This window comes from Pseudomonas sp. PDM10, assembly GCF_014852295.1.
In the GTDB taxonomy this organism is placed as follows: Bacteria; Pseudomonadota; Gammaproteobacteria; order Pseudomonadales; family Pseudomonadaceae; genus Aquipseudomonas.
The window spans coordinates 414,664-437,469 of sequence record NZ_JACVBJ010000001.1 but is presented as its reverse complement, the minus strand read 5'-3'; the positions used below and the strand labels follow the sequence as shown (position 1 = coordinate 437,469).

Genomic DNA, 22,806 nt, shown 5'->3' with positions numbered 1-22,806 from the left:
GGCGTATTTGGATAGATTTTCAGACGCAAAAAAAAGGGCAACCGAAGTTGCCCAAAATGCCTTGCGTGCTCATTGCTTCCAGAAAGACCTACGGTTTGCGCTTGTGCGAATCTTTCCAGATAAAAAATCCAAACCCTGCAAAAAACAGAACCATGAGGCCGACTGTCAGCACTCCGGCGATCACCACGTTGTCGAGAAACATGACTGGCCTCCTGCGGTTGCTTTGTTGCGATGGGGCTAAGTTAACCAATCAGGCAGGAGAATAAATTGACCGGGATCAATATCGCCCGAGACTGGGCGTAAAGGAGGGGAAATAACTGACCTGCATCAATCGATGCAGGGTGTTTCAACGCTTTTTCGGTTTGTTCTTCGGCTTTTTCTTCGCTTTACCCAACGGCATGGCGTGCTCGAATGCCTGGCGCACTTCGTTCAGGCGCTTTTCATTAAGGTCATGAACCCGCTTGGCGCGTTCGGCGTTGAGGTCGATCAGCTTGTCGTCTTGGCTCATGGTGCTCAGGCATCGCTTGGAATGAATTCAGTGGCCGCATCTGCAGGCAAGGATGTGCCAATAATGCGGTCTGATGGCAGCGCTGACCAGCCATGAGCTCAAATCTGGATATCGACCCACAAACCCTGCCGTGGCTGATCTTCCATCAATGGCGCCACTGGCACGGTATTGTCGGCGTTGAGCTCGTCACCAGGAATCGCCAGGTGTTCTTCAGGATCTTCATCAGCTTCGCGGCGGCGCCTTTGCTGCTCCTGCTTGCGGCGCTGTTCCTCGCGCAGCTGAAACCCCGCCTCTTCCGGATCGCGCTGCTGCAGGTCGATGGTGCTTTCGTTGGAGCTTTCCTGCACCGGGACCACGGGTGGAATATCCGGCCGCTGGCGAATCGGATCCTGCTGTGAGGTGATTGGCACGGCACTCAAGGGGAGCATCGGTAGCAGCATAATTATTGGTCTCCTGTCAGCAGGCTGTCGGCTGCGGGGATGCCGACTTGAGCCATCGGTCGCAAACTGTGACCCGTTTGGCACGAATAGGTGCCCCGACCTGCAGGCGCTGCATCATTGGACTAACGTAAGACTGCGAGTTTTTATGAGAGTCCTTTGGCCCTGAAGCCCTCATTCCGTTAAGATAGCCCGCTTTTTCAAGGTGGGAGTCAGGCAGCATGGCGCAGCAGTATCAACCGGGGCAACGCTGGATCAGTGACAGCGAAGCCGAGCTGGGTTTAGGCACCGTTCTGGCACAGGACGGCCGCTTGTTGACCGTGCTCTACCCGGCCACTGGCGAGACTCGCCAGTACGCGCTACGGAATGCGCCCCTCACCCGCGTGCGGTTTTCGCCGGGTGACTCGATCACTCACTTCGAAGGCTGGAAACTGACCGTACAGGAAGTCGACGACATCGACGGCCTGCTGGTTTACCACGGCCTCAACGGGCACAACGAAGTGGTTACCCTGCCGGAAACCCAACTATCGAACTTCATTCAGTTCCGTCTGGCCAGCGATCGTTTGTTCGCCGGGCAGATCGACCCGCTGGCCTGGTTCTCCCTGCGATATAACACCCTGGAACACACCAGCCGCCAATTGCAGTCCGCGCTTTGGGGCCTCGGTGGCGTACGTGCGCAACCGATCGCGCACCAGCTGCACATCGCCCGTGAAGTCGCCGACCGCATTGCGCCGCGGGTTCTGCTGGCGGACGAAGTGGGTCTGGGTAAAACCATCGAAGCCGGCCTGGTGATCCATCGCCAACTGCTCTCGGGCCGCGCCAACCGCGTGCTGATCCTGGTTCCGGAGAACCTTCAGCACCAGTGGCTGGTCGAGATGCGCCGCCGCTTCAACCTGCAAGTTGCGCTGTTCGACGAAGAACGCTTCATCGAAAGCGATGCCGCCAACCCGTTCGAAGACACCCAGCTCGCGCTGGTTGCACTCGAGTGGCTGGTAGAAGACGAGAAGGCCCAGGACGCGCTGTTCGCCGCCGGTTGGGACCTGATGGTCGTCGACGAAGCGCACCACTTGGTGTGGCATGAAGACAAGGCCAGCCCGGAATACTCGCTGGTTGAACAACTGGCCGAAGTCATTCCCGGCGTTTTGCTGCTGACCGCAACCCCGGAACAACTGGGTCAGGACAGCCACTTTGCGCGTCTGCGCCTGCTCGATCCGAACCGTTTCCATGACCTGCACGCCTTCCGCGCCGAAAGCGAAAACTATCGCCCGGTGGCCGAAGCCGTCCAGGAGCTGCTGGATAAGGGGCGCCTGTCGCCTGAAGCACACAAGACCATTCACGGTTTCCTCGGCAACGAAGGCGAAGCGCTGCTGACCGCCGTCAACGATGGCGACACCGAAGCCAGCGCCCGTCTGGTCCGCGAACTGCTCGACCGCCACGGCACCGGCCGCGTGCTGTTCCGCAACACCCGCGCCGCCGTGCAGGGTTTCCCGGAGCGCAAACTGCATCCGTACCCGCTGCCATGCCCCGACGAATACCTCGAATTGCCATTGGGTGATCACGCCGAGCTGTACCCGGAAGTCAGCTTCCAGGCCCAGCCGGACGCCAACGAAGAAGAACGCTGGTGGAAATTCGACCCGCGCGTCGAGTGGCTGATCGACACGCTGAAGATGCTCAAGCGCACCAAAGTGCTGGTGATCTGCGCCCACGCCGAAACCGCCATGGATCTGGAAGACGCCCTGCGCGTGCGCTCCGGCATCCCGGCCACGGTCTTCCACGAAGGCATGAACATCCTCGAGCGTGACCGCGCCGCCGCCTACTTCGCCGACGAAGAATTTGGCGCACAAGTGCTGATCTGCTCGGAAATCGGTAGTGAAGGTCGTAACTTCCAGTTCTCGCACCACTTGGTGCTGTTCGATCTGCCCTCGCACCCGGACCTGCTGGAGCAGCGTATCGGTCGTCTGGACCGGATCGGCCAGAAGCACATCATCGAACTGCACGTGCCGTACCTGGAAACCAGCCCGCAACAGCGCCTGTTCCAGTGGTACCACGAAGCGCTGAACGCGTTCCTCAACACCTGCCCGACCGGCAACGCCCTGCAGCATCAGTTCGGCCCGCGCCTGCTGCCGCTGCTGGAAAATGCCGACGACGGCGAGTGGCAAGCGCTGATAGACGAAGCCCGCGCCGAGCGCGAACGCATGGAAGCCGAGCTGCATACCGGCCGTGACCGCTTGCTGGAACTCAATTCCGGCGGCGCTGGCGAAGGTGATGCACTGGTCGAGGACATCCTTGAGCAAGACGACCAGTTCGCCCTGCCGATCTACATGGAAACGTTGTTCGACGCCTTCGGCATCGACAGCGAAGACCATTCGGAAAACGCGCTGATCCTCAAGCCGAGCGAAAAAATGCTCGACGCCAGCTTCCCGCTGGGCGACGACGAAGGCGTGACCATCACTTACGACCGCAACCAGGCGCTGTCTCGCGAAGACATGCAGTTCATTACCTGGGAGCACCCGATGGTTCAAGGCGGCATGGACCTGGTCTTGTCCGGTTCCATGGGCAACACCGCCGTGGCGCTGATCAAGAACAAGGCATTGAAGCCCGGCACCGTGTTGCTGGAATTGCTCTACGTCAGCGAAGTGGTTGCCCCGCGCTCGCTGCAACTGGGCCGTTACCTGCCGCCGGCCGCCCTGCGCTGCCTGCTCGATGCCAATGGCAACGACCTGTCGGCCCGTGTGTCGTTCGAAACCCTTAACGATCAGCTGGAAAGCGTGCCGCGTGCCAGCGCCAACAAGTTCATCCAGGCTCAGCGCGATCAGCTGACGCCACGGATCAACGCCGGTGAAGAGAAAATCTTCCCGCGTCACGCCGAGCGCGTGGCTGAGGCGCAGCGTCGCCTGGCCGCCGACACCGACGAAGAATTGGCGCGCCTGACCGCGTTGCAAGCGGTCAACCCGACCGTGCGCGACAGCGAACTGGTTGCCCTGCGCAAGCAACGCGAGCAAGGCCTGGCCATGCTCGACAAGGCTGCGCTGCGGCTGGAAGCGATTCGGGTGTTGGTGGCGGGCTAAATCCCCTGCTCCACCCCGCTATAAAAAGAAGGCCCGCAGCGATGCGGGCCTTTTTTCTGCTTGATTGTTGTGGTGTTGCTGATGGCCTCATCGCGAGCAGGCTCGCTCCCACAGGGGATCTGATGTGGCCACACTATTTTATGAACACCATTAATCACCTGTGGGAGCGAGCCTGCTCGCGATGGCGATCATGCAGTCACCGCAGCCCCCACAGGCTCAACCACCGCCACCAACCCTTCCTTCATCCGCTTGGCATCGCGCACAAAACACCGCGAAGCCAGGAACAGAAACACCATGGTGAAAAATAGCGCCACCGGGATCAAATACATCGCGTCGTGCAAGCCGACAGCCTTGAACGCTTCGGTCATCTGTTCAGCTCCGGCCGAGAGCATCGCCGTATGCGCAAAGTGGTCGGACAATGCCCCCACCACCACCGGCCCCAAACCACCCCCCAGCAAATACAACCCGGCAAAGAACAGCGCCATGGCCGTAGCTCGCAAGCGCGGCTCGACTACGTCCTGAATGGCGGTATAAACGCAGGTGTAGAAGTTGTAGGCAAACAACCAGCCCACACTGAACACCGCCACAAACACACCGATCTCGATCCGCCCGGAATGCAGCGCCCACGCCGTGCACACCGTCGAGATGATCAAGCTGAACGCGGCAAACAGCAGTCGGCCATTGGCCACCCGCTGGTGAATCTTGTCCGCGACCCAACCGCCCAGTGTCAGGCCGAACAATCCGGTCACGCCGACGATCACCCCGGTCGCCACCGCCGCTTCCTGTAATGGCATCAGGAAATAGCGCTGCAGCATCGGCACCAGAAACGAGTTGCAGGCATACGTGGCGAAGTTGAAGCACAGCCCCGCCATCACCAGCCACAGGAAAGTCGGCACCGCCAACACCCGACGGATTGGCCGGTCTACGCGCTCCTGAGAAACCTGCACACTCTCTGCGGCGCCGCGTTTCGGCTCTTTGATAAAGAACATGAAGATCGCCAGGATCAGCCCCGGCACTGCCGCGATAAAGAACGGCGCGCGCCAGCTGTCGAACGCCTTGACCATCGCGCCGATGGTGAAGAACGCTAACAGCAGTCCCAACGGCAGCCCCAGCATGAAGATACCCATCGCCCGCGCCCGGCGGTGGGCCGGGAACAGGTCGCCGATCAGCGAGTTGGCGGCCGGTGCGTAACTGGCTTCACCGATGCCGATGCCCATGCGCACGATCAGGAACGCCCAGAAACTCCCCACCAGTCCGTTGACCGCCGTCAGCCCGCTCCACGCCGCCAGGCCCCAGCCCATCAATTTGCTGCGCGAACCGGTATCGGCCATCCGTCCCAGAGGCAGGCCGGCAATGGCATAAACGAGGGTGAATGCGGTACCGATGATCCCCAGCTGAAAGTCGCTGAGGTGCCATTCCATGCGGATCGGTTCGATGATGATGGCCGGAATGGTGCGGTCGAAGAAGTTGAACAGGTTGGCCAGGAACAGCAGGAACAGAATGCGCCAGGCATTCGCCGCTTGGGTCGAGTTCTGCATGGGTCCGTCTCTTTTATTGTTATTGGGGCTTCACTGCCAGCGCATCCGAGCCCGGAACCTGCAATCTAGTCAGGCCCGCCATAGCTGTCTGTCATTATTTGTAAAGCTGATATCCGCCCATGGAAGATGTCGCAGCTGATACACCATTTATCTCCAAACGCTCTAACGCTCATTCCAAAATGGTTAGGGCCAACGTGCCACTATCGTTTGCACTCTAAACACGCCTTCTATACTCCAATGCATTCGCCAGCGTTCATGGCGCCAGCCAGGATGACAATGGGGCATGCTATGGAGTGGCTTGGGTTGCATTTCATTACCGAGCTGACGGCGAACGGCCAGGTAATACTCAACGGCACACTTGACCCTTTTCTGGTTCTGCTGGCCTATTTGGTCGCCGGTGTCGGTAGCTTTGCCACATTGGACATGGCCGAACGGGTCGGTCACGTGGAAAAACCCGCCTCGCAGCGGCTCTGGCGCTGGGTCGGTGCCAGTTGCCTGGCGGGGGGGATCTGGGCCATGCAGTTCATCGGCATGCTGGCATTCAAGGCGCCGATCGACATTCAATATGACTTATCCATCATTCTCCTTTCTCTGTTGATCGCCCTGCTCGCCTCGTGGCTGGCCATGCATGCTCTCAGCCATCCTCGCCTGAGTTTTTGGCAATATCTCCAGGCGTCGATCTGCATTGGCCTGGGCATCGCCACCATGCATTACGTGGGCATGACCGCCATGCGTTCGAGTGCGATGGCCTATTACCAACCCTCGCTGTTCGCCCTCTCCATTGTGTTCGCCATCGGTGCCAGCCTTGCAGCCCTGCTGATATCAAGTCATCTGCGCGACGGCACCGGACTGTTCCATCAACTGCTCAAATACAGCGCCAGCCTGGTGCTCGGCGCAGGCATTATCAGCATGCACGTCACCGCCATGGCCGCCTTCAATCTGGTGCTGCCCACCGACAGCCTCCTGCCGCTGCCCGGCGCAAACAATCATCTGCAACTGGGTCTGACGGTGGCGGTCATGACGCTGCTGATCATCGGCAGCAGCATCAGCGCGGCGCTGGCGGACAAGAAGCTGCAAAACAAGGAGCGCGATCTGCAACGGGTCAACGCCCTGCTCAGTCAACTGGACCAGGCGCGGATGTCGTTACAACAGGTGGCGCACTATGACCCCCTGACCAACCTGATCAACCGCCGTGGCTTCAACCAGATTTTTGCCGAGAAACTCATCGAGAAAACCAACGAAGGCGGCATGCTGGCGGTGCTGTTCCTGGACATCGACCATTTCAAGCGGATCAACGACAGCCTCGGCCATGATGCCGGCGACGAATTGCTCAAAGTCCTGGCCAGCCACATAAAGTGCTCGGTTCGCAGCCACGAAGATGTCGTTGCGCGCTTCGGAGGCGACGAGTTTTGCATCCTCATCAGCCTGCATGATCATGATGAAGCGCGGCACATGGCCCAACGCATCATGGCGAAAATGAAGGAGCCCATCGAGCTGTCCGGGCGGCGCATGGTCATGACCACCAGTATCGGTATCAGCGTGTTTCCGGAAGATGGCAAGACCTGCGAAGAATTGCTGAAAAACGCTGACCTGGCGCTGTATCAGTCCAAGGACAGCGGGCGCAATGGCTTGAATTTTTTTAGCGAAAACCTGAAAACCCGCGCGACGCTGGAACTGCAACTGGAAGAAGAGCTGCGCCACGCCCTGCGCGAAAACACCGGACTGATGCTCTATTACCAACCGATCTATGACCTGAAAACCGCTCAGGTCAGCAAACTTGAAGCGCTGGTCCGCTGGCAACATCCGGTTCACGGACTGCTGGCACCGGACCGGTTCATTGCCATCGCCGAGGCCAACGGCCTGATTGCCGAACTGGATAACTGGGTCCTGCGCAAAGCCTGTGAGGACCTGGGCGAGTTGTCGCGTCAGGGTTGCGAAGAACTCCACATCGCCGTGAACTGCTCGCCCCTGAACCTGGCGCGCGAATCATTGGCCGATGAAATCGAACACGCGCTGCGGGTCGCCGGAGTGGCGCCGCAGCGGCTGGAACTGGAAGTGACGGAAAATGCGCTGATGGGCAACATCGCCGATACGCTGGTGTTGCTGCGCCAGATTCGTGCCCTCGGCGTGTCGCTGTCGATTGATGACTTCGGCACCGGTTACTCATCACTGGCCTATCTCAAACGACTGCCACTCAACACGCTGAAGATCGACCGTTCGTTCATCCAGGACATCCCCAAGGCCACCCAGGACATGGAAATCGTTCAAGCGATCATCGTCATGGCCCACACGCTGCATTTGCAGGTGGTGACCGAAGGCGTCGAAACCCTTGAGCAATACGAGTTTCTGGAGCGTAACGGCTGCGACTTCGTGCAGGGCTACCTGCTCAGTCGTCCAATACCGCTGGCGCAGTTGCGTCCGGTGCTGAACGAAATCAACCAGCGCAAGCACCTGCACACTGTCAGCCCTTTGAGTCTGGCTCGCGGTACAACTGCACTAGCGTCGACGGATCTTTTTCCAGGAATCCCTGGCTCCCATGCAGTCGCATCAATTGTGCGGCCAGTCCACTGATCGGCGTGGCCGAGCCTTGCTCACGGGAAAACTTCACCGCGGTATCGAGGTCCTTGAGCAGCGTGCGCACATGCCATTTCACCGGTTCGAAACGGCTTTCGGCCATTTGCGGACCGAGGATCTGCAAGGGCTTTGAATCGGCAAACCCGCCTGCCAGCGCCTCGGCGATCAGACTGGCCTGCACCCCGGAACGCTCGGCCAACGCCACGACTTCGGCGATCACCAGCGCGTTGCAGGCGACGATCATCTGATTGCAGGCCTTGGTCACCTGCCCCGCTCCGACGGCGCCCATGTGGGTCACGCGCTGACCAAGGTTCAACAACACAGGCCTGACGCGCTCAAGATCCGCCGTTTCACCGCCCACCATGATCGCCAGGCTGCCAGCCTCGGCGCCGACCACTCCGCCGGACACCGGCGCATCCAGCCAGCTCATGCCGGCCTGGCCGACCAGCGCTGTCGCCATTTCCCGCGTCGCGGTAGGTTCCAGGCTGGAAAAATCCACCAGCAATTGACCGCTTTTCGCACCTTGCGCAATTCCTGCCGCGCCAAACACCACCTCACGAACCACCGACGTGTCCGCCAGGCACAACATCACCACGTCAGCGTGCTGACACAGCTCAGCCGGCGTGGCGACCTGTCGTGCACCGGCCTCGACCAGCGGCGCGCACTTGGCTGGATTGCGGTTCCACACCGTCAGCGGGTAACCCGCTGCCAACAGGCGCTGGCACATTGGCAAGCCCATCAGGCCGACCCCGGCAAACCCGAGTGAAGGTAACGCTGCCATCATTTGGCCTCCTTTTGATTAAAGATCGTCGAATATTGGCCGATTCATCATGACTTAGGAAAGGATTCCCCCGAGCGATGCTCAGGCCAAGGCCCTGACGCTTGGGCCAAATACGCGCTGAAAAAAAACGCGAGATCCCATCCGTGATGGTTCGACGACACCGTGTCGCTCAACCAACCAGCCCAGGTACATGGCGCACAATGACTTCTAAAAACAATCCGGCCGCTGCGATATCCGATCTGACGCTGAGCCCGGCGGCAAACAGCCCCGCACCGTCAAAGCCATTGACACCATCGCGCCCGTTGGCGACTCAGCAATACCTGTACTTCACCGAGACCAATACCGATCGTATCCTCGATAACCTCGACGGTCTGCGCGACATGGTGTTCCCGCGCCCACCGCATCTGGAAGGCGACAGCGAACATCACAGCGATCAGGAATTCCCGTCGGTGTGCCTGATCGGCCTGGGTCGCTGCGGTTCGAACATCGCGCTGGACGTCGCGGAGCTGGTGTACAACGCCCGTAAGTTCTACCTCAACGAATTCAATAACGAAGATCGCCTGTCGCCGGACAAACGCTTCGCCGAAAAGGGCTACAGCCCGGCACAGTGGATTCGCAACAACCTGCGCCTGGGGCCGAACAAGGCCACCAAACCGGTGTTCCTGGTAGAACCGCTGGTCATGCTCGGCGACCTGGACAAAGACATCGCCGGCCGCATCCGTTTCTCGCGCAAGGGCGAAAAAAGCGGCTTCCTGCGCGACTACAGCAAAATGAAAATCATGGACTTGTCGGAAGTCCACGCCGGTGGCGCCGGTAACGCGCCGATCCTCGGTCAGTACCTGGCCAAGATCATCCTGAACAAGGACACCCAGCGTTTCTCCAGCCCTGACTGGAAGATGATTCACTCGTACCTGATCGACAGCTGCGGGATCAAGGCCAACCAATCGCGCCTGTACTTCTCGATTTTCAGCGCCGGTGGCGGTACCGGTTCGGGCATGGCCTCGGAATTCGGCCTGGCCCAGCAACACTCGTACATGAACAAGACGTTCGACACCAAGCCGATGGACGAGCACGACGGCAAGAGCGGTCATTCCTTCGTCTTCGAGCCGATCTTCACCAGCGGCATCTGCGTGCTGCCGAACATTTCCGATCACCGCAGCGAAATGTCCGAGGCGCTGCACATCAACGCCGGTCGTCTGCTGTGTAAATACCTGTCGGAAGAGTGGGACTTCTCCTACAACTTCGCCAACGAAGACAGCAGCGAAGCCAGTGTCATGGGTCGTATCCGCCCATGGAACGCCATGATGCTGATCTCCAACGACATCATGCGTTATGCCGAAGAAAGCGATGACGGCAACATCCAGAACATCGACGTCAACGCGATGGAAAAGCACGCTAACCAATACATCTCACAGCAGATCTTCAACATTCTGACGGCGCAAGCGGTAACCACCGACTACGACCAGAACTATTTCCGTCGCGCCGGTATCGACATTGGCGAAACCATTCGCCTCGACGCCAACGACCTGTTCATGAGCCTGGCCGGCCCCGTAGCGATTGCCTACGCCGAGTCCGTGGTGCCGGAAACGCCGCCGCCGAGCAGCGACAAGTTCAAAGTGTTCGAGAAAGAACCGCAGCGCCTGAACATCGACGACCTGTTCTTCCGCTCCATCGACTTGCCGCACTTCAACAAAGTGACCCAGGCGATCGAAGGCATCAGCCTGTTGCCGATCGAATCCAAGCGCTATCGCGCCTCGCTGGAGCAGTACAAGAATTCGGGGTACGACGCGGCCGCGTTGCACGACCTGCACTTCTTCAAGAACTGCTCGTCGGTGGTCTCGATTGTTTCGCTGCCAAAGGACTACAAGCTGTCCTACATGGACTTGAACCGGTTGAAGACCCACCTCAACAGCCTGTTCCCGAACACCACGCTCAAGCGTTATGCGCTGGTCATCGGCGCCTCGGCCAACTTGTCGCTGACCACCCTGATCGCCAAGAGCCCGTGCCTGTCGGACGATTTCTTGACGCTGATCGTGGCCTTCATCAAGCGTTGCTTCGCGAAAAACCCGTACCGCTTTGACGAGACTCTGGATAACTCGATCCTGGACTTCATCATTAATGAAGAGTTCGACGAGGACCGTATCGACGAGCTGCTGAATGAGTTCGAGAACCCGGCGAAGATCCTCGACACCAATTGGTACGCGATCAAACCGATGTACGAGAAGAAGTACCGCGAGCTGATCAACGACAAAGACAAGTTCGTCTCGATCAATGACATTCGTCTGTCCCGGGATTGCGTAAAGAAGGCGATCAAGTACTTGCGCGAGATTTATCGTCACCGGATTGGCAAGACCAAGGTTATTTCTTTGAATAACCATACGGGCAAGACGGCTTAGTCAGTGATGGCCCCTTGTCGATCGTTCCCACGCTCTGCGTGGGAATGCCTCAATGGACGCTCTGCGTCCGCTTTGGGACGCAGAGCGTCCCGGGATACATTCCCACGCAGAGCGTGGGAACGATCACATCCAGAAACAATTAAGCAGCCAATCGGCTGCTCGATAAACTGTTCCCGTTACGTTTACGTCACCGTGATGCTGGCCCGTCTGTGGCCTTTCTCTACGGCAACGTGCCATCACGCTACTCGGCTACACACTTTTGCCCGACAAGGTCGCGCACCAATAGAGTGCGCATCTTCAGCTCACCGCCCTTTCCTGGATCATAATCCACGGCGAAACGACCACTGCCCACAGCTCCGGATCGCGTTCGAAAAGATCCAGCGCCCGCGTTTCAGACAGCTTGGCGACCTTGTCAGCGGCCAGCCAGGCAGCCACTTTCTCGCCTTCGTCGGTCGCGACTGCCTCCGCTGCAGCAATCAAATCCAGACCGGGATCGACCCACAATAGGGCACCCCTGGCGAAGAACGGCTCCAGCTCCTTCCAGGTAATAGATGCGGTTTCACCAAGCAGCTTGGCATAGAGGGTGCTAGGTTCTTGAGTCATGGGTCCTGTCCGGAAAAGAAATCGACGTAATCATAACGTTGGTGGTCTGGCAGAAAAACCCGGATGCAATTGAGTGACCGATTGAAAACAGCAGGAAAGCCAAGGATTGCTGATATTTCAGCTATAACCCCCGCCGCCATTCTGTCTTTTTCTTTCAAAAAAGCGACACCCTCAGGTTTTGCCCCCTGGCGCCAGCTTCCCAGGCTAACAATTGGCGCTCTACACTGTACCGGTACAGTTGCCGGGGGCATTTTCCGGAGGATATCGAAGATATCTGACCCGGTTCTGCTGCTACGGCGCCAGGACTATAAAAACTACAACAGTAAGAGTGGAGCACTATGACTAAGGCTACTAAGCAGATTTCCAAACTGTTTGCCGCTATGGTTCTGGCCGGGGTTGCCAGCCATTCGTTCGCAGCTGACACCATCAAGATCGGCATCGCCGGCCCTAAAACCGGCCCTGTAGCCCAATACGGCGACATGCAGTTCAGTGGCGCCAAAATGGCCATCGAACAGATCAACGCCAAAGGCGGCGTAGACGGCAAGAAACTTGAAGCCGTTGAATACGATGACGCCTGTGATCCAAAACAAGCGGTAGCGGTCGCGAACAAAGTCGTCAACGACGGCGTCAAGTTCGTGGTCGGTCACCTGTGCTCCAGCTCCACTCAACCGGCTTCGGACATTTACGAAGACGAAGGCGTGATCATGATCACCCCGGCTGCCACCAGCCCGGACATCACCAATCGCGGTTACAAAATGATCTTCCGTACTATCGGTCTGGACAGCGCCCAGGGCCCTGCCGCCGGTAACTACATTGCCGACTTCGTAAAACCGAAGATCGTTGCTGTTCTGCACGACAAACAGCAATACGGTGAAGGCATCGCCACCGCCGTGAAGAAAACCCTGGAAGGCAAAAACGTCAAGGTTGCCGTGTTCGAAGGCATCAACGCCGGCGACAAAGACTTCTCTTCGATGATCTCCAAGCTCAAGCAAGCCAACGTCGACTTCGTCTACTACGGCGGCTACCACCCGGAGCTGGGCCTGATCCTGCGTCAAGCCCAGGAAAAAGGCCTGAAAGCCAAGTTCATGGGGCCGGAAGGCGTGGGTAACGACTCCATTTCGCAGATCGCCAAAGACGCTTCCGAAGGTCTGCTGGTGACCCTGCCGAAATCCTTCGACCAGGATCCGGCCAACGTCGCCCTGGCTGACGCGTTCAAAGCCAAGAAAGAAGACCCGAGCGGTCCGTTCGTGTTCCCGGCCTACTCGGCTGTGACCGTGATTGCCGACGGCATCAAGGCTGCCAAGAGCGAAGACGCTGCCAAAGTGGCTGAAGCCATCCACGCAGGTTCCTTCAAAACCCCGACTGGCGACCTGAGCTTCGACGCCAAGGGCGACCTGAAAGACTTCAAATTTGTGGTTTACGAGTGGCACTTCGGCAAACCTAAAACTGAAGCCAAGCCTCAGTAAGGCGTTGCCTGACTGACTGCCAATAAAGCCCACGGCGTGCCGTGGGCTTTGTTTTACGAACGTATTGGGCCGCGCTGGCGTGATCCGCCAGTCTCCCCACCTGAAAATCTCAAAACCGTCATCAGCGGTTCGCTGGCAAACCTCGCGTTCGAAGTGGATGCAGATCCACGGGGCTCGAGCGGGAAAATGACTCCACCAGTGAAATGCGTATCAGGTTTTTAGGAGCGCTGTAATGCCTGACATCTATCACTTTTTCCAACAGCTGGTTAATGGTTTGACCATTGGCAGCACGTATGCCCTGATCGCCATCGGCTATACGATGGTTTACGGCATCATTGGAATGATCAACTTCGCCCACGGCGAGGTGTACATGATTGGTTCCTACGTGGCGTTCATCGCCATTGCGGGCCTGTCCATGATGGGACTCGACAGTGTTCCGCTGTTGATGACCGCCGCTTTTCTCGCGACCATTGTCGTGACCAGTGCCTACGGTTACAGCATCGAACGAATCGCCTACCGCCCTCTGCGCGGCAGCAACCGTCTGATCCCGCTGATTTCCGCCATCGGCATGTCGATCTTCCTGCAGAACACGGTTCTGTTGGCGCAAGACTCCAAGGACAAATCCATCCCCAACCTGATCCCCGGTAACTTCTCCATCGGGCCAGGTGGCGCACATGAAGTGCTGATTTCCTACATGCAAATCGTGGTGTTCGTGGTGACCTTTGTCGCCATGCTCGGCCTGACGCTGTTCATCTCCCGCTCTCGCCTGGGTCGCGCCTGCCGCGCCTGTGCCGAAGACATCAAGATGGCCAACCTCTTGGGTATCAACACCAACAACATCATCGCCCTGACCTTCGTCATCGGTGCCGCACTGGCAGCCATCGCGGCTGTATTGCTGAGCATGCAATACGGCGTGATCAACCCGAACGCCGGTTTCCTGGTCGGCCTCAAAGCCTTCACCGCAGCGGTACTGGGCGGCATAGGCAGCATCCCCGGCGCCATGCTCGGCGGGATTGTGCTGGGGGTGGCGGAAGCCTTTGGTGCCGATATCTTCGGCGACCAGTACAAGGACGTTGTGGCGTTCGGCTTACTGGTTCTGGTGTTGTTGTTCCGGCCTACCGGCCTGTTGGGCCGTCCGGAGGTTGAAAAAGTATGACTAGGAATCTTAAACAGGCGTTGTTCAGCGCCTTGCTGGTGTGGGCCGTTGCCTACCCGGTACTCGGTCTGAAACTGACCATCGTCGGCATCAACCTCGAAGTCCATGGCACCAGCACTACAACGCTGATCACCATCGCCGTGTGCTCGGTGCTGATGTTCCTGCGGGTATTGTTCGACCAGCAGATCAGCTCGGCCTGGAAATCCTCGCCGAACCTGCCGGTGATGCCGGCCAAGGCCAGTACGTTCCTGACCCTGCCCACCACTCAGCGCTGGATCATCATCGCGTTGATCATCGGTGCGCTGGTCTGGCCGTTCTTCGGTTCCCGCGGTGCGGTGGATATCGCCACGCTGGTGCTGATCTACGTGATGCTCGGCCTGGGCCTGAACATCGTGGTCGGTCTGGCCGGTCTGCTCGACCTCGGTTACGTCGGCTTCTATGCCGTCGGCGCCTACAGCTATGCGCTGCTGTCGCACTACTACGGTCTGAGCTTCTGGATCTGCCTGCCGATCGCCGGGATGATGGCGGCCACCTTCGGCTTCCTGCTTGGTTTCCCGGTGCTGCGTCTGCGCGGTGACTATCTGGCAATCGTGACCCTGGGGTTCGGTGAAATCATCCGTCTGTTCCTGCGTAACCTGACCGGCCTCACGGGGGGTCCGAACGGCATCAGTAACATCGAGAAACCGACGTTCTTCGGCCTGACCTTCGAACGCAAAGCCGCTGAAGGCCTGCAGACCTTCCACGAGTACTTCGGCCTGGAATACAACTCGATCAACAAGGTGATCTTCCTTTACCTCGTTGCGCTGTTGCTGGCGCTGTTTGCCCTGTTCGTGATCAACCGCTTGCTGCGCATGCCGCTGGGCCGTGCCTGGGAAGCGCTGCGTGAAGACGAAATCGCCTGCCGTGCGCTGGGTCTCAATCCTACGGTCATCAAGCTCTCGGCCTTCACCCTCGGTGCGTGCTTCGCCGGTTTTGCCGGCAGCTTCTTCGCCGCGCGTCAGGGCCTGGTGACACCGGAGTCGTTCACCTTCATCGAGTCGGCGACCATCCTCGCCATCGTGGTGCTGGGTGGCATGGGCTCGCAACTGGGCGTCGTACTCGCCGCCACGGTGATGATCCTGTTGCCGGAAATGATGCGTGAGTTCAGTGAATACCGCATGTTGATGTTCGGCGCCTTGATGGTGCTGATGATGATCTGGCGTCCTCAAGGACTGCTGCCCATGCAACGTCCTCACATGGAGCTGCGCAAATGAGCCGCGAGATCCTCAAAGTAGAAAATCTGAGCATGCGCTTCGGCGGCTTGCTGGCGGTCAACGGCGTAGCCCTGAGCGTGAAGGAAAAACAGGTCGTGGCACTGATCGGCCCCAACGGCGCCGGCAAGACCACCGTGTTCAACTGCCTGACCGGCTTCTATCAGCCGAGTGGCGGCAGCATCCTGCTGGACGGCGAGCCGATCCAGGGCCTGCCCGGCCACAAGATCGCCCTCAAAGGCGTGGTGCGCACCTTCCAGAACGTGCGGTTGTTCAAGGACATGACGGCGGTCGAGAACCTCTTGATCGCCCAGCACCGTCACCTGAACACCAACTTCCTGGCCGGTCTGTTCAAGACCCCGTCGTTTCGCAAGAGCGAGCGCGAGGCCATGGAGTTCGCCGAGTTCTGGCTGGACAAGGTCAACCTCAAGGCATTCGCCAACCGTCCTGCCGGCACCCTGGCCTACGGTCAGCAACGTCGTCTGGAAATCGCTCGCTGCATGATGACCCGTCCGCGGATCCTCATGCTCGACGAACCGGCCGCCGGCCTGAACCCGAAGGAAACCGAAGACCTGAAGGCGCTGATCAGCATGTTGCGTGAAGAGCACAATGTCACCGTGCTGCTGATCGAACACGACATGAAACTGGTCATGAGCATTTCCGACCACATCGTCGTGATCAACCAGGGCACACCTCTGGCCGACGGCACGCCGGAACAGATCCGCGACAATCCCGAAGTGATCAAAGCCTACCTGGGGGAAGCGTAAATGCTGCAATTCGAAAACGTTTCCACCTTCTACGGCAAGATCCAGGCCCTGCATAGCGTCAACGTCGAAGTCCGCCAGGGCGAGATCGTGACCCTGATCGGCGCCAACGGTGCCGGCAAATCGACTCTGCTGATGACGCTCTGCGGTTCACCGCAAGCCCACAGTGGCAGCATCCGCTACATGGGTGAGGAATTGGTCGGTCAGAGTTCCTCGCAGATCATGCGCAAGAGCATCGCCGTCGTGCCGGAAGGTCGTCGGGTGTTTGCCCGTCTGACCGTGGAAGAAAACCTCGCCATGGGCGGGTTCTTCACCGACAAGGGCGATTATCAGGAACAGATGGACAAGGTCCTCGGACTTTTCCCACGCCTGAAAGAACGCTTCGCCCAACGCGGGGGCACCATGTCCGGCGGCGAACAGCAAATGCTCGCCATCGGCCGCGCGCTGATGAGCAAACCCAAGCTGTTGCTGCTCGATGAACCTTCATTGGGCCTGGCACCGATCATCATCCAGCAGATCTTCGACATCATCGAACAGCTGCGCAAGGATGGCGTGACGGTGTTTTTGGTGGAGCAGAACGCCAACCAGGCGTTGAAAATTGCCGACCGTGCGTACGTTCTGGAGAACGGCCGGGTGGTGATGACAGGTACTGGGGAAGCATTGCTGACTGACCCGAAAGTGCGTGAAGCGTACCTGGGTGGTTGAGTCTTTGCGGTAAACAAAAAACGGCCTTCGGGCCGTTTTTTTTGTGCCCGACTCAAATCCCAAAACAACGAAAATCCAATGTGGGAGCGAGCCTGCTCGCGAATGCAATTTCACATTCAACAGAAATGTTGTCTGCCCTACCGCTTTCGCGAGCAGGCTCGCTCCCACAGGGATCTATGTGGTGTGCTGGAGCCGATCCAGCGCTTCACCGCTGCGCTTGAACCAGCCAATCAAATAGTCCGCCAACACCTGTGTGCGCTTCGGCAATCCACCCTGATAGGGATGCACCAGGTACATCGGCATGCGGCGGGTCTGATAGTCACGCAGGAGCCAGCGCAAACGGCCGTCAGCCAATTCCGCTTGCAGCAGGTAGGACGGCAACCGCGCAATGCCGGCGCCGGCCAGTGCCGCTTTTTTCAGCAGGCTGTAATGGTTGCTGGCGAACGGTCCCGACACGCGCACCCGCAACAACTCGTGTTGCTGGTGATACAGCCACTCTTCGCGACCGCTGTAGTGACTGTTGAGCAGACAGCGATGTTCAGCGAGGGCCTGCGGCGTCAGCGGTTCGCCGTATTGCTCAAGGTAAGCCGGGCTGGCGCAGGTCATTTCGTGCCAGGCCAATAGCGGTCGGGCCACCAGGCGCTCGTCATTGCCCACCTCGGAGCGAACCGCGAGATCAAACCCGTCGCGGGACAAATCACGGTAGTTGTTGCTCAGGTCCAGCTCGATCTGCACCTCAGGGTACTTGCCGGAAAACTCCAGCAACAAGCCATCGAAGAAGGTTTCCCCCAGCGATACCGGAACCGTCATACGCACCGGCCCGGCCATGTCGTCCTTCAGCCGCGCCAATGCCTGACGCGCCCTCTCGACTTGGACTACGAGCGCCTGGGCTTGCGGCAACAGCGCCGCGCCCGCGGCCGTCAGGCTCAAACGGCGGGTGGTGCGTTGCAGCAGCACCACTGAAAACCGCGATTCCAGTTGGCTGATGCGCTTGGACAACTGACCTTTGCTGCACCCCAGTTGCTGCGCCGCCAGTGTGAAACTGCCTGCTTCAATCAATATCGCGAACGCCGCCAGATCATCCATTTCGCTCATGGATTGTTTCCATTTGAAAACCAAAGGTTGCCTATTAGCACGCTTATCGATGGAAAAAACCACTCTAGACTGAAGCCACTTTCAACCACTCAAGGAACAGCAGCATGAAAATTCTTTTGATAGGCGCAGGCGGCACCATCGGTTCAGCGGTCGACAAGGAGCTGTCCGAGCGTCACGAGATCATCCGCATCGGCCGCAACAGCGGTGATTTCCATGTGGATATCAGCGACAGCGCATCGATTCGCAAGCTGTTCGAGCAAACCGGCAAGTTCGATGCACTGGTCTGCGCCGCCGGCAACGTGACCTTCGCCCCCCTCGGTGAAATGACCGGAGAAAGCTTCGCACTGGGCCTGAAAGACAAGTTGATGGGTCAGGTCAATCTGCTGCTGATCGGCCGCGAGTACGCCAACGACGGCGCCTCGTTCACCTTCACCACGGGCGTGCTCAGCCACGACCCGATCCGTAGCGGCGCCTCGGCAGCGCTGGTCAATGGCGCCCTGGACAGCTTCGTCCGCGCCGCAGCGATCGAACTGCCTCGCGGCCTGCGCGTCAATTCGGTGAGCCCGAACGTACTGGTCGAAGCCATGGGCAAATACGCGCCGTATTTCCGCGGCTACAAACCGGTTCCGGCAGCGGACGTGGCATTGGCCTACGCCAAAAGCGTCGAGGGCCTGCAAACAGGTCAGACCTTTCACGTGGGCAAGCCGTGCTCCTACAAGTGATGGGCGAATCGAATTCAAAAGTAGTGGGGTTGTGATGAACGGTCAGGCTGAGTAACGTGGCGGCACTTGTCTGGAGACTCAAAGATGCGTGTTGCCCGTTCCTTAGTCCTTTTTGCCCTGCTTCCGTTGTTTGCCGCTTGCCAGTTGCTCGACGGCCCGCGTGAAAGTGCCTCCCACGTGGGTCAGACCCGCATGCAGGGCCAATTGACGGCGGCCGACGGCAAGCTGTTGTTCCAGCCGTGCAATGAACAGCGCAGTTATGTGGTCAACGACACCGGTGGCACCAGCCTCCTGCAAGAGGCCGCGACCCTGGCCGATGCTCAGGGCAAGCTGTTTGCTGACGTACGCGGGCGGGTCGTCGACAGCCGTCTCGACCTTGCGCAGCTGTACCGCGTCGAGCGCTCGGGCACTGCATGCAACGATCCGAATTTCAAAGTGCTGATTCTGCGCGCTGCCGGCCATGGGCCTGAGTGGAACGTGAAAGTCAGCGGCAAAGGGATGGTCATCGAGCGCGCCGGTCAGCCGCCATTGGCCGTGCCCTACGTTGAAGAGCAACTGGGCGATGGCCGCTTCAACCTCAGCACCGAAGCCAATAACCAGCACATCGAACTGTGGGTCGCGCCGCAACGTTGCGTCGACAGCACCACCGGCAGCGTCCAGCACATGAGCGCCGAACTGCGCATCGACGGTCAGGTTCAGCGTGGCTGCGGGTATTTCGGCGGATCGCGTAACGACTGATCGTTTTAGCCTCACGGGAATCATTCGTTGAGGCTTATAATCGCGGGCTTCAAACGCCTTGGCGCAGTTTTGCGCCCCGCGAACCGGATCCTGTCATGTTACGAATCACCGAACTCAAGCTGCCGATCGACCATCCCGAAGAAGACCTGCGCCCTGCCATCGTGCAGCGCCTGAACATCAGCAGTGATGACCTGCTCGATTTCACCTTGTTCAAGCGCAGCTACGATGCGCGCAAAAAGTCCTCCGAGCTGTGCTTCATCTACACCATCGACCTCAACGTTCGCGATGAGGCGGCGGTGCTGCGCACGTTCGCCGATGATCGTAACGTCAACGTGGCGCCGGATGTCAGCTACAAAGCGGTCGGCCAGGCGCCGGCTGATCTTGAGCTACGTCCTGTCGTCGTGGGCTTCGGTCCGTGCGGGATTTTCGCCGGGCTGCTGCTCGCGCAAATGGGCTTCAAGCCGATCATCCTCGAGCGCGGCACCGAAGTGCGTCAGCGCACCAAGGACACTTGGGGTCTGTGGCGTAAAAGCGTGCTTAACCCGGAATCCAACGTGCAATTCGGTGAAGGTGGCGCGGGGACGTTCTCTGACGGCAAGCTTTACAGCCAGATCAAGGACCCGAAATTCATCGGTCGCAAAGTCCTGCACGAGTTCGTCAAAGCAGGTGCTCCGGAAGAAATCCTCTACGTCAGCAAACCGCACATCGGTACGTTCCGTCTGACCGGTGTTGTGGAAAACATGCGTGAGCAGATTCGCGCGTTGGGTGGCGAAGTGCGCTTCCAGCAGCGGGTGACCGATGTATTGATCGAGGATGGGCAACTGGTCGGCGTCGAGCTCAACGGCGGCGAGCAGATTCACTCGAAACACGTGATTCTGGCCCTCGGCCACAGCGCTCGGGACACCTTCCGCATGCTGCATGGCCGTGGCGTGTTCATGGAAGCCAAGCCGTTTTCGGTGGGTTTCCGCATCGAACACCCGCAATCGCTGATCGACCGTGCACGCTTGGGCAAGTACGCCGGCCACCCGAAACTCGGGGCCGCCGACTACAAACTGGTGCACCACGCCAGCAACGGACGTTCGGTCTACAGCTTCTGCATGTGCCCGGGCGGTACCGTGGTGGCGGCGACGTCCGAGCCGGGCCGCGTGGTCACCAACGGCATGAGCCAGTACTCGCGTAACGAGCGCAACGCCAACTCCGGGATCGTCGTCGGGATCACCCCGGAAGTCGATTATCCGGGCGGCCCGCTAGCGGGTATCGAGTTGCAGGAACGCCTGGAATCCCACGCCTTTGTGTTGGGCGGCAGCAACTACGAAGCGCCGGCGCAACTGGTCGGCGACTTCATTGCCGGCAAGCCGTCCACCGAGTTGGGCAGCGTCGAGCCGTCCTACAAACCGGGGGTTGCCTTGGGTGATCTGGCGTTGGCCTTGCCGGCGTTCGCCATCGAAGCCATTCGCGAAGCGTTGCCGGCGTTCGAGAAGCAGATTCGCGGTTACTCGCTGCACGACGCGGTGTTGACCGGGATCGAGACCCGTACCTCGTCGCCGCTGCGGATTACCCGTAACGAGTCGATGCAGAGCCTGAACGTGAAAGGTCTGTTCCCGGCGGGTGAAGGCGCGGGTTATGCGGGGGGGATTCTGTCGGCGGGTGTCGACGGGATTCGGATTGCAGAAGCCGTGGCCCGCGACATCCTCGGCCTCGAGGCCTGATACGCGACGCCTGAAACAACGCAATACCCTGTGGGAGCGAGCCTGCTCGCGATAGCGGATTAACATTCAACAGAGATGTTGACTGATTTACCGATATCGCGAGCAGGCTCGCTCCCACATTGGTTTTCAGCGTGTCAGATATTGGCGCGCAGCACGCTGGCCGGCAGCGGCTCGCCGCGCTCAACGCTTGCTGCCACCGCATCCATCAAACCGCTCAACTCATACCCCTGGCCCTTGAGCCAATCCTGATCGTAATAAGTGGTGGCATAGCGTTCGCCGCCATCACACAGAATCGCCACGATTGACCCCGACTCCCCCGCCGCCGCCATCTGCTGGGCCGCCATCAACGCGCCGATCAGGTTGGTCCCGCTCGACCCGCCGACTCGACGTCCCAAACGCTGCGCCAGGTAATGCATGGCCGCCAGAGACAACGCGTCCGGCACTTTGACCATCGCATCGATCACTTTGGGCAGGAACGACGCTTCGACCCGAGGCCGGCCAATGCCTTCAATCCGCGAACCACAATCCAGGCGCAGGCTGGCGTCGCCGGTCTGGTAGTAATCGAAGAACACCGAGCGCTCGGCATCGGCGCAGAGCACGCGGGTGCAATATTGTCGGTAACGCACGTAACGGCCCAGCGTCGCGGTGGTGCCGCCGGTGCCGGGGCTGGAGATCAGCCAGCTCGGCTCGGGGTGCAGTTCGAAGCGCATTTGCTGGAAGATCGACTCGGCGATGTTGTTGTTCGCCCGCCAGTCGGTAGCGCGCTCGGCATAGGTGAACTGGTCGATGAAATGCCCATCGTGTTCCCGGGCCAGGCGCTCGGATTCGGCGTAGATCTGCGTCGGATCGTCGACCAAATGACTCTTGCCGCCGTAGAAAGCGATCTGCGCGATCTTCTCTTTGGACGTGCTCGCCGGCATTACCGCAATGAACGGCAAGCCCAGCAAACTGGCGAAGTACGCCTCGGAAATCGCCGTCGAACCGCTGGACGCTTCAATCACCGGCGCCCCGGGCTTGAGCCAGCCGTTACACAGCGCATACAGAAACAGCGAGCGCGCCAAGCGGTGCTTCAGGCTGCCGGTGGGATGGCTGGACTCATCCTTGAAATACAACTCGATGCCCGGAAAACCCGGCAGCGGCAAGGGAATCAGGTGGGTGTCGGCGCTGCGCTGGAAGTCGGCCTCGATGATCCGGATGGCTTCGCGGGCCCACTGTCGGTTGTCGCTCATGGTGGTTTTCTCGTTGAGTCGGCCTTGTTGCAAGGCTCAGCTAACAAGCTTAGGAAAAAACCTACAT

General features: G+C 59.2%; 19 protein-coding genes. 11 read left to right on the top strand and 8 right to left on the bottom strand.

From position 1 onward, the window contains the following. Window positions 1-88: 88 nt before the first annotated feature. The 3 genes from ccoM to IB252_RS02050 form a co-directional block, all read right to left on the bottom strand. Window positions 89-202 (bottom strand): cytochrome c oxidase subunit CcoM, encoded by a 114-nt coding sequence (gene ccoM / locus IB252_RS30400; protein WP_318183103.1) that lies wholly within the window; start codon window positions 200-202, stop codon window positions 89-91. A gap of 144 nt (window positions 203-346) precedes the next feature. After that, window positions 347-508 carry a hypothetical protein gene (locus IB252_RS02055; RefSeq protein WP_095128014.1) on the bottom strand — a complete coding sequence of 54 codons (162 nt, stop codon included), beginning with the start codon at window positions 506-508 and terminating at the stop codon, window positions 347-349. A gap of 98 nt (window positions 509-606) precedes the next feature. Beyond that, window positions 607-948: a hypothetical protein gene (locus tag IB252_RS02050; protein WP_056739321.1), complete on the bottom strand. Its 342-nt coding sequence runs from the start codon at window positions 946-948 to the stop codon at window positions 607-609. A gap of 218 nt (window positions 949-1,166) precedes the next feature. Between IB252_RS02050 and rapA the strand changes: the two genes are divergently transcribed. Beyond that, on the top strand, window positions 1,167-4,013 hold the full coding sequence (gene rapA / locus IB252_RS02045) for an RNA polymerase-associated protein RapA (protein WP_192406524.1): 2,847 nt from the start codon (window positions 1,167-1,169) through the stop codon (window positions 4,011-4,013). A 188-nt stretch (window positions 4,014-4,201) separates the two neighbouring features. On the opposite strand, the gene IB252_RS02040 is transcribed toward rapA, so the two are convergent. Beyond that, a complete protein-coding gene (locus IB252_RS02040) occupies window positions 4,202-5,551 on the bottom strand; it encodes a spinster family MFS transporter (RefSeq protein ID WP_192406522.1) in 1,350 nt (449 codons plus the stop codon). A 288-nt stretch (window positions 5,552-5,839) separates the two neighbouring features. Here IB252_RS02040 and IB252_RS02035 point away from each other — a divergent pair, with 288 nt between their 5' ends. After that, complete coding sequence (locus IB252_RS02035) at window positions 5,840-8,122, top strand: putative bifunctional diguanylate cyclase/phosphodiesterase (RefSeq protein WP_192407558.1); 2,283 nt, start codon at window positions 5,840-5,842, stop codon at window positions 8,120-8,122. On the opposite strand, the gene IB252_RS02030 is transcribed toward IB252_RS02035, so the two are convergent. Beyond that, a complete protein-coding gene (locus IB252_RS02030) occupies window positions 8,013-8,909 on the bottom strand; it encodes an NAD(P)-dependent oxidoreductase (protein WP_192406520.1) in 897 nt (298 codons plus the stop codon). The two genes, IB252_RS02035 and IB252_RS02030, sit on opposite strands and share 110 nt — an antisense overlap. Before the next feature lie 197 nt (window positions 8,910-9,106). Between IB252_RS02030 and IB252_RS02025 the strand changes: the two genes are divergently transcribed. After that, on the top strand, window positions 9,107-11,302 hold the full coding sequence (locus tag IB252_RS02025; RefSeq protein ID WP_192406518.1) for a hypothetical protein: 2,196 nt from the start codon (window positions 9,107-9,109) through the stop codon (window positions 11,300-11,302). 297 nt (window positions 11,303-11,599) lie between these two features. On the opposite strand, the gene IB252_RS02020 is transcribed toward IB252_RS02025, so the two are convergent. Beyond that, window positions 11,600-11,905 (bottom strand): DUF2288 domain-containing protein, encoded by a 306-nt coding sequence (locus IB252_RS02020; RefSeq protein WP_192406516.1) that lies wholly within the window; start codon window positions 11,903-11,905, stop codon window positions 11,600-11,602. A 338-nt stretch (window positions 11,906-12,243) separates the two neighbouring features. Between IB252_RS02020 and IB252_RS02015 the strand changes: the two genes are divergently transcribed. From IB252_RS02015 to IB252_RS01995, 5 genes are all read left to right on the top strand, one after another. After that, a complete protein-coding gene (locus IB252_RS02015) occupies window positions 12,244-13,371 on the top strand; it encodes a branched-chain amino acid ABC transporter substrate-binding protein (protein ID WP_008147297.1) in 1,128 nt (375 codons plus the stop codon). Window positions 13,372-13,603: 232 nt separating this feature from the next. Then, window positions 13,604-14,527 carry a high-affinity branched-chain amino acid ABC transporter permease LivH gene (gene livH, locus IB252_RS02010; protein ID WP_008147295.1) on the top strand — a complete coding sequence of 308 codons (924 nt, stop codon included), beginning with the start codon at window positions 13,604-13,606 and terminating at the stop codon, window positions 14,525-14,527. Next, on the top strand, window positions 14,524-15,780 hold the full coding sequence (locus IB252_RS02005) for a high-affinity branched-chain amino acid ABC transporter permease LivM (protein ID WP_111450937.1): 1,257 nt from the start codon (window positions 14,524-14,526) through the stop codon (window positions 15,778-15,780). Before livH ends, IB252_RS02005 begins: the two co-directional genes overlap by 4 nt. Next, a complete protein-coding gene (livG, locus tag IB252_RS02000; protein ID WP_008147293.1) occupies window positions 15,777-16,544 on the top strand; it encodes a high-affinity branched-chain amino acid ABC transporter ATP-binding protein LivG in 768 nt (255 codons plus the stop codon). Before IB252_RS02005 ends, livG begins: the two co-directional genes overlap by 4 nt. Next, entirely contained in the window at window positions 16,545-17,246 is a 702-nt protein-coding gene (locus IB252_RS01995; RefSeq protein WP_008147292.1) for an ABC transporter ATP-binding protein, read from the top strand. 174 nt (window positions 17,247-17,420) lie between these two features. On the opposite strand, the gene IB252_RS01990 is transcribed toward IB252_RS01995, so the two are convergent. Then, window positions 17,421-18,341 carry a LysR family transcriptional regulator gene (locus tag IB252_RS01990; protein ID WP_192406514.1) on the bottom strand — a complete coding sequence of 307 codons (921 nt, stop codon included), beginning with the start codon at window positions 18,339-18,341 and terminating at the stop codon, window positions 17,421-17,423. 104 nt (window positions 18,342-18,445) lie between these two features. Between IB252_RS01990 and IB252_RS01985 the strand changes: the two genes are divergently transcribed. The 3 genes from IB252_RS01985 to IB252_RS01975 all read left to right on the top strand — a co-directional run bounded on the left by IB252_RS01985 (window position 18,446) and on the right by IB252_RS01975 (window position 21,510). Beyond that, on the top strand, window positions 18,446-19,063 hold the full coding sequence (locus IB252_RS01985) for a short chain dehydrogenase (protein ID WP_192406512.1): 618 nt from the start codon (window positions 18,446-18,448) through the stop codon (window positions 19,061-19,063). Window positions 19,064-19,147: 84 nt separating this feature from the next. Continuing rightward, window positions 19,148-19,801: a COG3650 family protein gene (locus IB252_RS01980; RefSeq protein WP_192406510.1), complete on the top strand. Its 654-nt coding sequence runs from the start codon at window positions 19,148-19,150 to the stop codon at window positions 19,799-19,801. 95 nt (window positions 19,802-19,896) lie between these two features. Then, window positions 19,897-21,510, top strand: coding sequence for an NAD(P)/FAD-dependent oxidoreductase (locus tag IB252_RS01975; protein ID WP_192406509.1), 1,614 nt, complete (start codon window positions 19,897-19,899; stop codon window positions 21,508-21,510). Between the two features lie 134 nt (window positions 21,511-21,644). On the opposite strand, the gene IB252_RS01970 is transcribed toward IB252_RS01975, so the two are convergent. Then, window positions 21,645-22,739 carry a PLP-dependent cysteine synthase family protein gene (locus IB252_RS01970; RefSeq protein ID WP_192406507.1) on the bottom strand — a complete coding sequence of 365 codons (1,095 nt, stop codon included), beginning with the start codon at window positions 22,737-22,739 and terminating at the stop codon, window positions 21,645-21,647. Window positions 22,740-22,806: the final 67 nt, after the last annotated feature.